The organism is Dokdonia genika (assembly GCF_042652845.1).
GTDB classification, from domain to species: Bacteria; Bacteroidota; Bacteroidia; order Flavobacteriales; family Flavobacteriaceae; genus Dokdonia; species Dokdonia donghaensis.
In genome coordinates, this window is the sequence record NZ_JBHSHB010000012.1 from 1 (window position 1) to 16,098 (window position 16,098).

At 39.2% G+C, this 16,098-nt stretch carries 13 protein-coding genes and 1 pseudogene; 11 read left to right on the top strand and 3 right to left on the bottom strand.

The genetic code is table 11. The features are described from left to right. Positions 1–2,361 (bottom strand): annotated as a pseudogene (locus ACFO5T_RS06875) (T9SS type B sorting domain-containing protein); the annotation flags it as partial. Positions 2,362–2,474: 113 nt separating this feature from the next. Continuing rightward, positions 2,475–3,308: a dihydropteroate synthase gene (gene folP / locus ACFO5T_RS06880; RefSeq protein WP_380033123.1), complete on the bottom strand. Its 834-nt coding sequence runs from the start codon at positions 3,306–3,308 to the stop codon at positions 2,475–2,477. A gap of 291 nt (positions 3,309–3,599) precedes the next feature. On the opposite strand from folP, the gene ACFO5T_RS06885 reads away from it, so the two are divergent. The 11 genes from ACFO5T_RS06885 (at position 3,600) to ACFO5T_RS06935 (ending at position 14,682) form a co-directional block, all read left to right on the top strand. Continuing rightward, positions 3,600–4,139 carry a DUF1599 domain-containing protein gene (locus ACFO5T_RS06885; RefSeq protein ID WP_035329080.1) on the top strand — a complete coding sequence of 180 codons (540 nt, stop codon included), beginning with the start codon at positions 3,600–3,602 and terminating at the stop codon, positions 4,137–4,139. 47 nt (positions 4,140–4,186) lie between these two features. Further along, entirely contained in the window at positions 4,187–5,929 is a 1,743-nt protein-coding gene (locus ACFO5T_RS06890) for a BT_3928 family protein (RefSeq protein WP_380033126.1), read from the top strand. 1 nt (position 5,930) lies between these two features. Beyond that, positions 5,931–7,007 carry an ABC transporter permease gene (locus ACFO5T_RS06895; protein WP_380033128.1) on the top strand — a complete coding sequence of 359 codons (1,077 nt, stop codon included), beginning with the start codon at positions 5,931–5,933 and terminating at the stop codon, positions 7,005–7,007. Positions 7,008–7,206: 199 nt separating this feature from the next. Further along, a complete protein-coding gene (gene tpiA, locus ACFO5T_RS06900; protein ID WP_380033130.1) occupies positions 7,207–7,959 on the top strand; it encodes a triose-phosphate isomerase in 753 nt (250 codons plus the stop codon). Positions 7,960–8,065: 106 nt separating this feature from the next. Beyond that, positions 8,066–8,578 (top strand): hypothetical protein, encoded by a 513-nt coding sequence (locus tag ACFO5T_RS06905; RefSeq protein WP_380033132.1) that lies wholly within the window; start codon positions 8,066–8,068, stop codon positions 8,576–8,578. 2 nt (positions 8,579–8,580) lie between these two features. Then, positions 8,581–10,185: a S8 family peptidase gene (locus ACFO5T_RS06910; RefSeq protein WP_380033134.1), complete on the top strand. Its 1,605-nt coding sequence runs from the start codon at positions 8,581–8,583 to the stop codon at positions 10,183–10,185. After that, positions 10,185–11,045 (top strand): 50S ribosomal protein L11 methyltransferase, encoded by an 861-nt coding sequence (gene prmA, locus ACFO5T_RS06915; RefSeq protein ID WP_380033136.1) that lies wholly within the window; start codon positions 10,185–10,187, stop codon positions 11,043–11,045. The genes ACFO5T_RS06910 and prmA overlap by 1 nt, the downstream gene beginning before the upstream one ends. Positions 11,046–11,142: 97 nt before the next feature. Beyond that, entirely contained in the window at positions 11,143–11,418 is a 276-nt protein-coding gene (locus ACFO5T_RS06920) for an ATP-dependent Clp protease adaptor ClpS (RefSeq protein WP_035328087.1), read from the top strand. A gap of 93 nt (positions 11,419–11,511) precedes the next feature. Further along, positions 11,512–12,702 carry an ADP-forming succinate--CoA ligase subunit beta gene (gene sucC / locus ACFO5T_RS06925; RefSeq protein ID WP_035328085.1) on the top strand — a complete coding sequence of 397 codons (1,191 nt, stop codon included), beginning with the start codon at positions 11,512–11,514 and terminating at the stop codon, positions 12,700–12,702. A gap of 344 nt (positions 12,703–13,046) precedes the next feature. Further along, the gene (locus tag ACFO5T_RS06930; RefSeq protein ID WP_380033139.1) at positions 13,047–13,382 is read left to right on the top strand and encodes a hypothetical protein; all 336 of its coding nucleotides are present in this window, start codon (positions 13,047–13,049) and stop codon (positions 13,380–13,382) included. Between the two features lie 28 nt (positions 13,383–13,410). Next, entirely contained in the window at positions 13,411–14,682 is a 1,272-nt protein-coding gene (locus ACFO5T_RS06935) for a lipoprotein N-acyltransferase Lnb domain-containing protein (RefSeq protein WP_380033141.1), read from the top strand. 5 nt (positions 14,683–14,687) lie between these two features. On the opposite strand, the gene ACFO5T_RS06940 is transcribed toward ACFO5T_RS06935, so the two are convergent. Further along, entirely contained in the window at positions 14,688–16,082 is a 1,395-nt protein-coding gene (locus tag ACFO5T_RS06940) for a sugar transferase (protein ID WP_380033143.1), read from the bottom strand. Positions 16,083–16,098: the final 16 nt, after the last annotated feature.

Here is a 16,098-nt window from a genome sequence, read left to right on the forward strand (position 1 = left end):
GGTGAGTACAGGATTCTGGTTTACGATGAGCTCAAAGTTCATCGCAAGGTTGACAAAATCAAACGTAGTACAGCCTGTAGTAGCATCCTCTAGACTGTAGTAAATGGTCTGAGGGTTGCTACTGTTTAAAAAAGTGGTAGGGTTAGCAATAGCATTCATCGCCGTGTAATTCCCTACATTTTCATAATAAGTAACAAGAATATTAGAATCACCGCCCGTAATCTCGGCATCGTTCTCGGTTAGATCAAATTGTGCAGCATTTGCGATAGGTGAACATTCTTCAAGTGAAGAGATGTTGGGTAGAAAGGTGGGGTTAGGAACAACGGTAAGACGTACGTGCTCTCCAAGACCTACACAACCATTATCTGTGTCTGCTTCAACTCGTACCCAGATATCTTGAACTCCTCCAGCACTTGTATACGTAAGGTTGTTATTATAAGCAGATGGATCTACAATAGGATTTACTTCAGATAAAGCTTCTTGTTGTGTTTCATAGTAAGACACGATAACAACTTGCGGAGCAAACGATGCTTCTATAGCTGCTGTAGCTGCAGAAAAATCAAACAAAGCTACCCCATCACTATCTGTATCACACTCCATCTCATCTGCAAATAATGTACCTCCAGGTATTTGAGAAGCACTAATTATAAGATTTATGGCACCATCGCGAGAACACCCATTTAAGTTTGTTACTGTTACTGTAATTGTTTCAAGAAATGGGTTACTACTATTCATATAAGCAGTAGGGTCTGGAATAGAAGCTCCAGAAGAATCAAAATAAGCAAAGGTTTCGTTTGCGGCATTTGTACTTAACTCGCCTTCTGCTTGGGTTAAATTTATAATGCTTACTCCATTCATATCATCATCACACTGGCGTAGCGTCACAGGTGAAGCTAATACAGGTAGAGGATTTACTCGTAAATTTACTGGGGTGATAGAAAAACAACCTGTAAAAGCCGTATTCTCGACACGTGCAAAGATTTGATCATTGTTTGGTGAACCTACGTTTTCATAAGCAAGCGGTAATGGATTTGCATTTGCAGTCGCATCAGGACCTGTTGCGTGGTAACTCACCACAAATTGCATAGGGTCAAGTCCATTTAAAACATCATCATTAAGTGTAGATAGGTCAAAGGTGGCAACACCATTTGTATCATCACCATCTGCCGCATCATCACAAATTTCATAAAGATCTGGCATTGTTGCTACAGGTAAGTCTACAACGTTAATCATAAAGCTTGTAGTCGCTACACACTCAGCCAAGTTTGCATTTTCTACACGCACAAATATCTCATCTGTAGTAGAAGTGTAAGCTGCGGTACCTGCAAGGGCTCCTATTCCTGCCGGACCAGAAGCATCTGCAAGACTTAAGTGAAAAGTCACATCAAACTCATTAGGGTCTTGCCCATTAAGGATATCATCTATTTGAGTGTCTAGATTAAAAGTAGCCGATCCGTCTGCATCTGTATCACACTCAAAAAGATCTGCTGGTTGCGTTGCTGTAGGTACCGTAAAAAATGTTACTAACGCCTCATCTGTCCCGGTGTCACCATTAAAATCTGTTATAGTCACTTGGTAGTTACCAGAAGTCGTTACGTCAAGTGTTGCTGTTGTAACTTGTGTACCCGTACCATCTAGTACTGGCATAAATCCTGCGCCCGTATCTACTGCCCAAGCATATCCAGCAGCATCTGGTGATGTCGCATCTAGCGTTACTGTCTCTCCATCACAAACCTCTTGATCTGCTCCTAAAGAAGCATTAACTATTGAGCAATCTGTAGTTCCTGCATTACCGGCAGTAGCATTTGTTTGACTTATAAAAATTTCACCTTGACCTCCATTCGGTGTACCTCCAATACTTGCAGCATAATTAGTTACTAAAAAAACATAAACCTCACCAACCTGCGCATTTGGAATAGTGGCATTCTCAATGGGTGCTGCCGAAAAACTACAATCTAATGGTGATCCTAACATACCACATACGTTAGTATCATTAAAGGGCCCCCAAATAGCAAAATCTACATCAAGTCCGTTTCCTGTAGGAGTTCCGTCGTCTTCTATAGATCCATTTTGAACGATTTCAAACTCAAGCGTTCCCGCTTGGTCTATTTGTAAAAAATACCAAGTTGGATAGGGCGTAGAGCCTAAACAGCCATAATCAATTCCTGATTCTCCAGAAGTAGTACAGTTTGGATTTGTACTACCATTGTAGCAGTTATCAAAGGGCTGAGCTAGCTCTGCCGTACAAAAAGGTACAGCGTCTGCACACGTAGGTCCACCAGGACTAGCCTGTCCAAAAACCAAGGTATTAGAAAAAGAAAATAGTATGAAAGCTAATGCTAGACGTAGGATTTTCATCATAGAAATGTTTAAGAGGTGAAAAATAGCATTTTTTTGCCAAAATTCTGTTAATCAAAGGCGGTTTTGTGTATCCTAACGGAGATTAATTGCAATTGTTATAAAACCTAATCTTATTAAGACACGTTAGATGTCAAAGCATTTGAGAGTGATATCACCTCCATAGCTTCCTTAACATCGTGTACTCGCAGTATACGCGCTCCTTTACTTATTGCCACCGTATTAAGAACCGTCGTGCCATTAAGAGCTCCATCTGCCGCTACATCTAATGTTTTATAAATCATAGATTTACGAGAAACACCTGCTAGCACGGGCATTTCAAAAGCCTTAAACAAGTCAAGGTTATTGAGTAGTTCAAAACTTTGCGCAGTAGTTTTTGCAAAGCCAAAACCGGGGTCTATAACAAGGTCATTAATCTTATGACTTTTTGCCACTGCAACTCGCTCTGAGAAGTAGTACATCACCTCTTTAAGAAAATTGTCATAAGTGGTAAGTTGCTTCATAGTTTGAGGCGTCCCTCGCATATGCATCATTATATAAGGCACCTGTAATGCCCCTACGACAGCCATCATATCATCATCCAGCATCCCAGCACTTATATCATTTACAATAGCTGCACCTGCCTCAATTGCTTTTTTTGCTACGCTTGCGCGAAAGGTGTCTACGCTTATCACAATCTCAGGAAAAGTAGTAACCAACTGCCTTACCACCGGTATAAGCCTGCGCTCCTCCTCCTCTACCGAAATATCTGTCGCACCAGGCCTTGAGCTATATGCACCTACATCTATAAACGTAGCGCCATCGCTAAGCATCATCTCTACCTGACTTATGGCAGCATCTATATCACCATATTTTCCTCCATCATAAAAGCTATCTGGTGTGAGATTGAGAATACCCATTACCTTTGGTGTGGTGAGATCTATTAGCTTTCCGTTGCAGTTTATGGTCATTATAGGTTAACGTTGTTTAGATGTAGTTAGGTATTTATATACAGTAGTATCACTTATAAAGTCTCGAGGTATAGACTACCTCTAGTCTCTAGCCCCGATTGCCGTGTAAATCCCACAGCTGGCTGGTGCAACCGCCGCGAGGAATTGCAACAGAAAGCGGGATACTCCCCCAAAAGTACACCATAAATTGTGTGCTTCAAAAAGATAGTACACTTCTCTCTTTATAAGGCAAGGGGTATTTCTTATATTGAAGTTTTTAACCGAAATTTACCAAAAATCAAAAGAAACCCTATGGCCGATACGTCTGCGCAATATGATGCGGTAATCACTCAATGTAGAGATTTGTATATAAAAAAAATGAAGGATTACGGGAGTGCGTGGCGCATACTGCGCTTGCCATCTCTTACAGATCAGATTTTTATAAAAGCACAACGCATACGTGGCTTACAGCAAAACGAGGTACAAAAGGTAGATGAGGGGCAGCAGTCTGAGTTTATAGGTATTATAAATTACTGTGCGATGGCGCTAGTAAATCTCGAGCGCGGTGTGGTAGAGCAACCCGACCTCGAGCTTGAAGAGGCTGTAAAGGCTTATGATGAGAAAATCGCACTCACAAAACAGTTAATGATGGATAAAAACCACGACTATGGTGAGGCCTGGAGAGATATGCGTGTGAGCAGCCTTACTGATCTTATATTGCAGAAGCTTTTACGTGTAAAACAGATAGAGGATAATAAAGGTAAAACACTGGTATCTGAGGGGATTGATGCAAATTATCAAGATATGATAAACTATGCGGTGTTTGCAATGATACACTTAGGAGAGGCTTAATATTTATTACTTACTACAGCTATATTAAAAACGACCAAAGCTTTTTTATGATGAAGGTACTTACACACATAGCACGCTTTATAGTAGGTGCTTTGTTTATTTTTTCTGGTTTTATAAAACTCAATGACCCGCTTGGGTTTTCATATAAACTTCAAGAATATTTTAGCGCAGAGGTGTTAGGGTTAGAGTTTTTATCTCCTTATGCACTGCTTATCTCCATCATACTGGTTGTCGTAGAGGTGTTGCTGGGTATTGCACTGCTCGTAGGTTTTAGAAAGAAAATCACCTTGTGGCTGCTGTTTGCGATGATTGTATTTTTTACATTCCTCACGTTTTACTCGGCTTACTTTAATAAGGTGACAGATTGTGGGTGCTTTGGCGATGCGATACCACTCGTGCCTTGGGAGTCTTTTGCAAAGGATGTGATACTTCTAGTATTGATTCTTTTCTTAATGATTAACCAGAAACACATTAAACCACTCTTCTCAAAACTTATAAATGCATCGCTTGTTTTTGTATCATTTTTAGGATGTATGTTTTTTGGTATGCACGTACTTGAGCACCTACCGTGGCTAGATTTTAGAGCATACAAAGTAGGGTCTAATATTGCAGAGGGTATGGTGGTACCAGAAGGAGCACCAGAGGCGACCTTTGAGTATCAATGGACCTTTCTTGTAGATGGCAAAGAAGAGGTAATCACTACAGATGGTGGGTATCCAGAGGTAGATGGCACATACGTATCTTATGAAGTAGTACAAACTAGTGAGGGATATGAACCACCTGTGCACGACTTTACTATAGAGCGTGACGGCAGGGATTATACAACCACTTATCTTGAGAAAGAAAATCTAATCGTAATCATTGCCTATAATTTACTCAACACAGAAGCTCAGGGTTATTACAACATACGTAATATTACAGAAGAGGCTATACGCAAAGGGTATAATGTAATAGGGCTAAGCTCATCTGCCCAAGACGCTGCAGATGCTTTTGTACAAGAAAACAGATTGCCTTTTAAGTTTTTCTTTACAGATGAGACGGTACTTAAAACCATTATACGCGCAAACCCTGGTATTGTGAGTATGCATAAAGGAACCATTCTCCAAAAATTGCATTACAATGATGCAGAAGACCTACGACTTGTACCTCAAGAAAATAGTAAACCAGAAATGGACTTTGCTCTCAAGTATGAGCTAGACAGCATTGCATACCTTGACCAGAAATACCGCAAACTAATGTATCTACCTGAAGGTCCAGAAAAAATAGCTGAGGCTAAAAAAGCAGGTGTAGCCCCAGAAGAGTTGCAAGGCTTTTTATGGAAACAGCAGGAACTACTAGACAGCATTAATTTGCAGCGAGTAGAACGCATACTTACTACATCTGGTTATCCAGGTAAAAGTATTGTAGGAGAGCCTACAAACACCGCAGCCTGGTATGTAGTGCAGCATTCTAATAAAATAGACACTTATCTAGACACTATAAAGGAGGCTGGTGCAAAGGGAGAATTACCTATGCGCCTCGTTGCAATGATGGAGGATCGTTATCTCTCACAGCAAGACCTCCCACAAGTATATGGAACGCAAGGCGTAAACTATGGATCTGGTGATTTTATGTGGCCTGTAAAAAACCCAGAAGAGGTAAATGCAATGCGCGCTCAAGCAGGTTTTACACAAACTATTGAGGAGTATGCACAAGCACTCTTTGGTGAAGGCTTTGAGTATAAAGCGATTTCGCTAGAAGATGCGCTTGCTATAAAACAAGGAAAACTCACTCCTAGTGATATAAAATAACTTGGTCAAGCAACTTATATATAAACTAGGCTATGCACTTCTCACCTTATGGGGAGTTGTGACGGTTATCTTCTTTTTATTTACGGTACTACCCGGTGATCCCGCACGTATGATGCTAGATCAAAATGAAGACCCAGAACAACTAGCAAAGGTGCGTGCAAAGTATGGTTTTGATAAGCCTGTAAGTACTCAATATGGGTATTACCTCAATGATTTGTCACCATTGTCTTTTCACGCAAGTGATCATACTAACTACACGTCTCTCACTTCTGGGAAGTATAGCGCTACTCCCTTATTTACGATAGGTAATACTACTGTGGTATTAAAATATCCATACTTACGAGAAAGCTTTCAGAAAACGGGTAAACCAGTCACTCAAGTTATTGCAGAAACGCTACCTAACACTATTGTACTGGCGGTAAGCGCCATACTTATAGCGATAATTATTGGGATTATACTCGGTATTATTTCGGCGCAAATGAGGGACACTTGGGTAGATAAGACCATACAGATTGTAAGTACCCTAGGGATGAGTGTTCCTAGTTTTTTTAGTGCTATTTTGTTTGCTTGGCTCTTTGGCTATGCATTGCACTCCTTTACTAATCTTAATATGACGGGTAGCCTGTATGAGATGGATGATTTTGGCGAAGAGGTACACATACGCTGGAAAAACCTCATATTACCAGCCCTCGTTTTAGGCATACGACCACTAGCAGTTGTAATACAACTTATGCGCAACTCACTTCTTGAAGTATATAATCAAGAGTACATACGTACCGCCCGTGCAAAAGGGCTTAGCACCTACCAGATTATTAAAAACCACGCTATAAAAAATGCGCTCAACCCTGTTGTAACTGCAATTTCTGGGTGGTTTGCATCTATGCTAGCCGGTGCTGTTTTTGTAGAATACATCTTCGGGTGGAACGGACTAGGAAAAGAGATAGTAGATGCGCTCAACACCTTAGATCTCCCTATTATTATGGGAGCTGTACTAGTGATTGCAACCCTATTTGTTATCATTAATATCTTAGTAGACTTTGTATATAAATGGCTAGACCCAAAGGTAAAACTGGGATAAGACACTGCCTCCTTACGAAAACGGTATCGTGAAAACTACGTTAACCGCACCCCAAACTTCAATTACGGGTGTTATATTTGTTATGATGAGTACGCTTTCGCGAAAGCGTAACAACAACCCTTATTAATCACTTTGATAAGCTCATCTATAATCACATACAACTAACAAGCTACAACCCTAGCGCCGAAAAATATACATAATGAGAAAACACATCGTTGCCGGAAACTGGAAAATGAACAATGACCTTGCTGCCACAGCTGGTCTCATCACAGACTTAAAACGCAAAGTAAATAATGGGGATGCAGAGGTTATTATTGCTCCTACATACATTAATTTACATAGCGCCTTTGAGAGTCTAAGCGATAGTAACATCACTGTAGCCGCACAAAATATGCACCAGGCAAAAAGTGGAGCTTACACTGGTGAGATCTCTGCAGATATGCTTAAAAGCGTGGGGGTAAATACAGTAATTTTAGGTCATAGCGAGCGTCGTGCCTATTTTAATGAAGGAGATGAGCTTCTTACAGAAAAGGTAAATGCTGCTCTTGAAAACGAGATGCGAGTGATATTTTGTTTTGGAGAAGAGCTAGAAGATCGCAAGGCTGGCAACCAAGAAAAGGTTGTAGAGAGCCAGCTTAAAAATGCACTTTTTCACCTTGATGCTTCGGCTTGGTCTAGTATCGTGCTAGCATATGAGCCAGTATGGGCAATAGGTACGGGAGAGACTGCCTCACCAGAGCAGGCACAAGATATGCACGCGTTTATAAGAAAAACAGTTGCAGAGACCTATAACAAAGAAGTAGCAGAAAATGTAACCATACTTTACGGAGGATCTGTAAAACCTGGTAATGCAAAAGAGATTTTTGGCAAGCCAGACGTAGATGGCGGCCTTATAGGTGGTGCATCGCTTAAAGCAGATGACTTTTTTGAAATTGTAAATGCTTTTGCTTAAAAGCAGGCACATTTTATCATAAATAGGAATGCGCTAGCCATCACGGCTGGCGCATTTTTATTTTATATCAATTGGTATTAGTATTTTAGAGCTAAATCTTATTGTAATGAAAATACTTACGCTCGCTCTACTTATAATATTAACCACCTCAAGCTGTGCTGCTCAAACTACTAGTGAGACTGCCACAAACCGTGATGGATCACTGGCTCTCTTTAAAAACAAAAAAGAGAGCAACGCCATTTATGTGACTAAAAGTGGCAATATGGGCATAGGCAAAAAGAAGCCTACAGATAAGCTAGAAGTAAACGGACGCATACACGCTCGCTCTGTAAAAGTAGATCTAAAGGAATGGGCAGATACTGTTTTTGAAGACGGGTATGATTTAGCCCGCTTACGCGAAATTGAGAACTACATAAACACAAACGGGCATCTACCAGAAATCCCCTCTACCGAAGAGGTACTTAAAAACGGGATAGAACTAGGTGAGATGAATAGATTACTCCTCAAAAAAGTAGAAGAACTCACGCTACACCTCATTCGCCAAGAGAAACAAATAGAACAAGCACTAGACAAAGTCGCAACGCTCGAAAAAGAAATAGCTGCTATTAAAAAATCATAGTTATGAAGCGGCTAGTCATCATCATACTTATTGCTTTCTCTTATACCATTACGGCACAAGAGGACAGATTTTATATAAGAACTGTTTCAAATGCTATAGAAATACCTGTAAAAACACAAGACTCTGTTGTTACATATACAGGAGATGACTTGCGTTTAAAAACGCTTTTTGAAAAACACGATGTAAAGGTCTTTCGAAAAGGGTTTAAATATGCCACTCGCGATAAGCTCAAGCGCACCTTCTATGCCATTGCCGCTACGCCTGCCTTTCAGCAAGAGTTAAAAATGATTTCTCCAGATATATTTGAGTTTTCTGAAAGTATTACCGCTCAAAAGCTACAAATCTATGAACCTAATGATTATGGAGTTACAAGTACTACAGGACAAAATCTAGGAGCACCGATTATATTTGATTATTATGATTTTCTTGGAGTACCCCAAGCCTGGCATTACACAACGGGTTCTCCCGATATTCACATTGGTATTTCTGATGGATATGTAGACCCAGAAGATCCAGAGTTTGCTGGTAAACTTACAATGGTAAAAAAAAGCAGCCTCTCTGGTGGACACGGCTTTACGATAGCAGCTATTGCAGCTGCTCAAGGTGATAATGCCTATGCTGGTGCAGGTGTTTGTTACGACTGTAGCATCAAGACTACTACCTATGGAGATTTTAAAGAATTTAATCAACTACTAGAACTTGCGAGAAGCGGCGTGAAAGTGATAAACTGCAGCTGGGGAAGTCGCATTTATTACGAGACCGCTCAAGAAGCTATTAATGAGATGCGAGATCTTGGGACCATCATTGTATCTGTGCCCCATAATGCACCTTATAGCAAAACCAACGGAACACAATTAAGATACCCAGGTGCCTATGAGCACGTACTATCTGTGGGTAGTGTACAACATAAATATGATACTATAGAAGATGGTCTCAACATAGAAGAAAAGAATGGTAAATATTATGCCGAAAAACAACAGTATCACCTCTCCCGCACAGGAGGATTTGCAAATAATGACCCAAAAGACACCTATAGACTGTACTTAAGCTCTACAAATAATCTTGACACCACAGTAGATATTGTGGCGCCGGGTAATGACATCTTTCAGTATTACAAGTTTCAAAAAAATGGAGAGATTGCTTACAACCCTTATCAAGCTACCTCACCCGCAGCGCCACTAGTAACCGGCACTATAGGTCTTATGCTCTCCGTAAACAATGACCTATCTGTAGATGAGATGAGTAGCATTATAAAACTCTCTGCTACAAACATAGATCACATTAAGGCAAACGAGCCGCTACTTGGCCTCTATGGCGCAGGGTCTTTACACACTGGCAGAGCAGTAAAAATGACACACGAGATGCTGCAACCGGACAGCTATACGCTTTTAGAAAATCAAAACTTTACAAGGTGGAATTTTAGCTTACGAGCTCCTTATAAAGTACTTATAAAAAATGAGCAATTTAGAGAAGCTGCCCGAGTAGATTTTACTGCAAAAGAAGAGATTCTCATCGATACAGAAACCGTATTTTTGCCCGATGTAAATGGATCTATACTTCTCACCATAGACCCAGAAGCAACATACAACTTACAAAAAAACAACTAATGACTCCCATCTACCTAGGCTACACATTTACTATAGAACCACGCGACCCTGCTACAGAAATTCTCATTGCAGAGCTAGGCTACGCAGGTTTTGAAAGCTTTACAGAGACCTCTACCGGTGTAATTGCATACATACAGAAACAAGAGGCGTTTCCAGAAGGTGAGGTACAGTTTGACCAACTACTCAATGATATACAGATTTTAAATTCTCAAGAATTTAAAATCACTTATACTGCAGAAGAGATAGAGCAAGTAAACTGGAATGAGGAATGGGAAAAGAATTTTGAACCTATAGAAGTAGATGGTAAGTGTGCGGTAAGAGCGCCCTTTCACAAAAAAACAGATGTAGCGTTTGATATCGTAATAGAGCCAAAAATGTCTTTTGGCACCGGCCATCACGAGACTACCCATATGATGATCAAGCATCTTCTTAAACTTGATGTTGCAGGTAAGAAAACACTAGATATGGGATGTGGAACAGGCGTGCTTGCTATACTTGCAGAGATGCGTGGCGCACAACCTATAGATGCTATAGATATAGACAACTGGTGCTACCTTAACACTATAGAAAATGTGGAACGTAACAACTGTAAACACATCACCACTTATGAGGGGGAAGCCTCTTTACTTAGTGACAAAAATTATGACATCATCATCGCAAATATAAATCGCAACATACTACTAAGTGACATCCCTACCTATGCTAGCTGTCTTCCCGAAGATGGAATTTTATTATTAAGTGGATTTTATACAGAAGATATTCCGCTTATTTCTGAAAAATGCAATGAACACGGACTTTATTTCGTTAGTAACTACGAGCGCAATAATTGGGTCGCTTGTAAGTTTGAGAAGCGAGGCTAGACACAGTTATAGAGTTGATAATATTATGTTAGAATTACGCTTTCGCGAAAGCGTAAACCCACAAAATTTGTAAATTTGTAGCAAAAATCTTAATGATATGAGCAATCAAGAAAAATATCAAGAAGAACTAGACATCTTAACCGAAGAATCACCGGCACACGAGATTATACTCTACAATGATGATGTAAATACCTTTGATCACGTGATCAACACTCTCATCTATGCTTGTGATCACGAAGAAAATCAAGCACACCAGTGTGCACTACTGGTACACTATAAAGGGAAGTGCTCTGTAAAGTCTGGCGATTACAAAGATTTAGAGCCTCGTTGTTCTAAACTTTTACAAGCGGGACTAAGTGCAGAAATTGTATAAAATCATTCCTCAGAATTAATCACAAAAACTATTGCGCTCCCGTAGCGCATTTGTTATTTTTGCGAGGCAAATTAAGCATCTTAAACGAAGATTATGAATCTACACGAATATCAAGGAAAAGAGATATTAAATAGTTTTGGCGTACGTATCCAACGCGGTTATGTAGCACAGACTCCAGATGAAGCTGTTGCAGCTGCCAAAAAACTTACAGAAGAAACCGGTACTGGATGGCACGTAATCAAAGCCCAAGTACACGCAGGTGGACGCGGTAAAGGTGGCGGTGTAAAACTCGCAAAAAGTCTTGATGAAGTAAAAACAATCGCAGACCAGATTATAGGGATGGATCTTGTAACACCACAGACTAGTGCTGAAGGTAAGAGAGTACACCAAGTACTTGTTGCAGAGGATGTATACTACCCAGGTGACAGCGAGCCAGAAGAATATTATATGTCTGTACTTCTTAACAGAGGGACAGGTCGCAATATGATTATGTACTCTACAGAAGGTGGGATGGATATTGAGACGGTAGCAGAGGAGACTCCGCACCTTATCTTTCACGAAGAGATAGATCCTGCAACAGGATTACTTCCTTTCCAGGCACGTAAAATCGCTTTTAACCTTGGGTTAAGCGGTGCTGCTTTTAAGGATATGACAAAGTTTGTTGCTGCTCTTTATAAAGCATATACAGATTCTGACAGTTCACTTTTTGAGATCAACCCTGTTCTTAAAACAAGTGACGATAAGATTATGGCAGTAGATGCTAAGGTATCACTAGATGATAACGCATTATACCGTCGTAAAGATTATGCAGCAATGCGTGACAAGCGTGAGGAAAACCAAGTAGAGGTTGAAGCTGGTGAGAAAGGACTTAACTATGTAGACCTAGACGGAAACGTAGGGTGTATGGTAAATGGTGCTGGACTTGCAATGGCAACTATGGACCTTATTAAGCAATCTGGTGGTGAGCCTGCAAACTTCCTTGACGTAGGAGGTACTGCAGATGCTGAGCGTGTTGAGGCTGCTTTCCAATTAATACTTAAAGATCCAGCTGTAAAGGCAATCTTAGTAAACATTTTTGGAGGTATTGTACGTTGTGACCGTGTCGCACAAGGTATTATCGATGCATATAAAAATATGGGAACTATAAACGTACCTATCATTGTACGTTTACAAGGTACTAATGCAGATATCGCAAAGAAACTTATAGATGATTCTGGACTTGACGTTCAATCTGCTATCGAGTTTAAAGAAGCTGCAGATAAAGTTCAGGCTGTACTAGCTTAAGACTTACATTATATAAACGTGAGTAATCACGTTGCAAAATCCCGCTTTTATAGAGCGGGATTTTTTTGTTTTGGTAACATTGCACTATGTGTAATAAAATCTCATAATTACTACACTTTCGGTCATAATTTTTCCTTTTTCAAAATGACCTATTTAGGGTTTTAAACAATTAATTAGGGAGTATGTTTTTACGCTTTCGCGAAAGCGTTATTTGAAAATCAACACAACGTTAACGTCTGTAAATGAGGGTTAAAGAACAGTTAAGCTTCAAGTCGAGGTGTCACATATTGAAAAAATAGCCGTCTCTTTGTTATAGAATTCATCGAAAAAAACAAAAACCTATTATGAAAAAAGTAAACCTATTAGTACTTGTAGCCTTATTATCAATAAGCACAGTATTTGCAACCGAAACTGAACCAACGTCTGACGAGAAAGGGAAGACTGTAACTCAACAAGTGGCAACTCTTTTAAGCGAGCCAGGATTTGAAGTAAAAAAAGATCTTACTGCACAGGTTACCTTGATGGTAAACAAAGCAAGTGAGGTAGTGGTAATAGATGTAGACACTAAAGAAGAATATGTAGCTGCTTTTATTAAGTCACGCCTTAATTATGAAAAACTAGATACACAAAAAGTGGGAGAACAATTTACAGTACCTGTACGTATCATACCAGGTGTTTAAAACCTTTTTAATATAGTAAAGCCAGACTATGTCTGGCTTTTTTTATGGATTTAAGTTAAGAGATAAGCGTTGGTCTTTTATCACTTCTCAACTATCTTTACCATCTATGAAAAAGGCACTACTCCTACTCTTACTCGCTTACTCTATTATTTGTGAGGCACAGCAACGATTTCCTACACTTTCACCAGAGGCAAGTATCGAACTCATAACTATAGGCCCAGGGCCGGAGCTTTATGACGCCTTTGGGCACACTTCTGTACGTGTTAAAGATGTACCTAACAAGATAGATCTGGTTTTTAATTATGGTGTTTTTGACTTTGACACGCCTAATTTTTACTTAAAATTTGCTAGAGGAAAACTACTTTACAAGCTAGCAGCCGCTCCTTATAAAAATTTTGAGTACAGCTATAAAGCGCAACAGCGCTGGATAAAATCACAAGAGCTCAATCTAAACCAGCAAGAAAAGCAAGATACCTATGAGTTTTTACTCTATAATCTAGATGAGGCTAACCGCTATTATAAATATGATTTCTTTTATGACAACTGTGCAACACGACCTTATTATGCCATTGCATCTTCTGTAGAAGGATCTCTTGCATTACAACATACAGGTATAGATACAACGCTCACTCATAGGGATCTTATAAGACAGTATGTACCTTGGAACAGCTGGGGAAGTTTAGGTATAGATGTAGCTCTTGGGTCCGTGATAGATCGTGTTGCCACGCCAGAGGAGCATTTATTTTTACCTAACGAGCTTATGGCTTATTTTAAAACAGCCCAAGTAACTAGTGGCAATAGTTCAAAAGCACTGGTTAAAAACTCTCAGACTATATTTGAACCTAGCTTTATACACTCTTATGGAGTCCCTTTTTATGTAAGCCCTCTATTTATACTAGGACTCATTGCTTTATTTATCATTTACAAGACCTATAAAGACTTTAAAGGTGATAATGGAATAGGGTGGCTAGATTCTACTCTTCTACTTTTTACGGGTGTTACGGGTGTGCTAGTGGCTTTCTTGTGGTTTGGTACAGACCATACTGCTACCGCTTGGAATTATAATATTCTGTGGGCATTTCCTTTTCACATACTTGCAGCATTTGCCGTTAAGAAGGTGCAACCTGCAAGATGGATTTATCCTTATATGAAACTAGCAGTTATTTTAATGTGTTTACTATTTGCTCACTGGGCGATAGGAGTACAGAGTTATGCTCCCTCATTGTTGCCGCTTCTTATAGCAATAACCGTAAGGTATATTTATATATTGAGAAATATTAAGCTCACAAGAGAGGAATAAAAGAACTACTGCCCTCTAAAATTTATAACTGTACTTATAGTTTTAAGTATAATACTCAAGTCTATAAAAAGGTTACGGTGTTTTATATAGTATAAATCATATTGTAATTTTTCTAAAGCGCCTTCTCCAGAGCTAGTGTAGCTACCCATTACTTGTGCCCAGCCAGTGAGCCCTGGTTTTACAATATGTCTTGTTTCATAAAAAGGAATTTCTTTAGACAATTCTTTTACAAATACTGGGCGTTCAGGTCTAGGGCCTATGACACTCATCTCCCCTTTTAATACATTAAAAAATTGCGGAATCTCATCTATCCTGCTCATTCTTAAAAACCTTCCAAATTTAGTAATGCGTTTATCCCCTTTTTGAGCCCAAGCGGCACCATCTTTTTCTGCATTAACAATCATCGTACGTAGTTTGATGATTTTAAAAGGTTTACTATTGAGACCTACACGAGTTTGTGTGTAAAAAAGTGGTCCTCTATTGCCAAGTAAATTTCCTACCCACACTAGTGGTAACAGAGCAGTAATAAATAATAAACCTAAAAGACCTGAAATAATATCAAACACTCTATGGAAAAGTTTATAGAATTTATTTTGATTACTCCTACTAAATGGGAAATAACGATAGAAGTCCTTATCTACGTGCTCTACAGGTACACGCTGTGTGATCTCCTCATACACCTGCATATACTCACGTATGGGAAATCCTTTTTCTAAAAGAGTTATAAGTTGATCATAAAGAGGTAGCATTACTCCATCTGTATAACTACTAGCCACAATAATCTCTGAGATACCATTATCTTCTATAGTCTTAACTATACTATCTATTTCAAACCTTTTTGCATTGGTTGAGATAACCTCTTCAATTGTCATAGGTTCTGTATTTACATAACCAGCTATTTTATAATTAGGATCTGCACTTTCAAGATTTGTTATAATCTTACTAATGTTAAATGAATCTCCTACCACAATAGCTTTTTTATAAAACCTAGGAGCAGCAATAACTGTTATATAAACCCATCTCCAAAGGCTTATACCTATAACCATAGCTAGAAAGAAAAATACTATCTGCAGTCTGTTTTCGGGAAGAATAGGAGTATAAAAAGGGGTTAACAAATAGAATAAAACAGTTACCGATACGGTTAAAATCACATTTTTAAGCATAGTCTGAAACTTTACTGTTTTGGGTAAAAAGTAAAGTTCAAAAACAGTCCCAAAAATAGATATATAGGCTATTAGGACGAGAATAGCTACTCGGTTATGACTATTGATCTCGAGATAATCAAATTCTAAAAATAACTGTGTAAGATAAAGTGCTCCCAGAACAGCCACTATATCAAAAATACGAAGCAACACTTTACGTTCTGAAACGTTAAAATGAATATCTGAGAAAAACGACATTTCTAGTTGGTTAGGG

What these genes read in the sequence shown, in the direction of transcription:
- ACFO5T_RS06930 (WP_380033139.1), top strand. Translation starts at nt 13,047, where the DNA reads ATGAAAAAAGTAAACCTATTAGTACTTGTAGCCTTATTATCAATAAGC.
- ACFO5T_RS06885 (WP_035329080.1), top strand. Translation starts at nt 3,600, where the DNA reads ATGGCCGATACGTCTGCGCAATATGATGCGGTAATCACTCAATGTAGA.
- tpiA (WP_380033130.1), top strand. Translation starts at nt 7,207, where the DNA reads ATGAGAAAACACATCGTTGCCGGAAACTGGAAAATGAACAATGACCTT.
- sucC (WP_035328085.1), top strand. Translation starts at nt 11,512, where the DNA reads ATGAATCTACACGAATATCAAGGAAAAGAGATATTAAATAGTTTTGGC.
- ACFO5T_RS06910 (WP_380033134.1), top strand. Translation starts at nt 8,581, where the DNA reads ATGAAGCGGCTAGTCATCATCATACTTATTGCTTTCTCTTATACCATT.
- folP (WP_380033123.1), bottom strand. Translation starts at nt 3,308, where the DNA reads ATGACCATAAACTGCAACGGAAAGCTAATAGATCTCACCACACCAAAG.
- ACFO5T_RS06935 (WP_380033141.1), top strand. Translation starts at nt 13,411, where the DNA reads ATGTCTGGCTTTTTTTATGGATTTAAGTTAAGAGATAAGCGTTGGTCT.
- prmA (WP_380033136.1), top strand. Translation starts at nt 10,185, where the DNA reads ATGACTCCCATCTACCTAGGCTACACATTTACTATAGAACCACGCGAC.
- ACFO5T_RS06940 (WP_380033143.1), bottom strand. Translation starts at nt 16,082, where the DNA reads ATGTCGTTTTTCTCAGATATTCATTTTAACGTTTCAGAACGTAAAGTG.
- ACFO5T_RS06890 (WP_380033126.1), top strand. Translation starts at nt 4,187, where the DNA reads ATGATGAAGGTACTTACACACATAGCACGCTTTATAGTAGGTGCTTTG.
- ACFO5T_RS06920 (WP_035328087.1), top strand. Translation starts at nt 11,143, where the DNA reads ATGAGCAATCAAGAAAAATATCAAGAAGAACTAGACATCTTAACCGAA.
- ACFO5T_RS06905 (WP_380033132.1), top strand. Translation starts at nt 8,066, where the DNA reads ATGAAAATACTTACGCTCGCTCTACTTATAATATTAACCACCTCAAGC.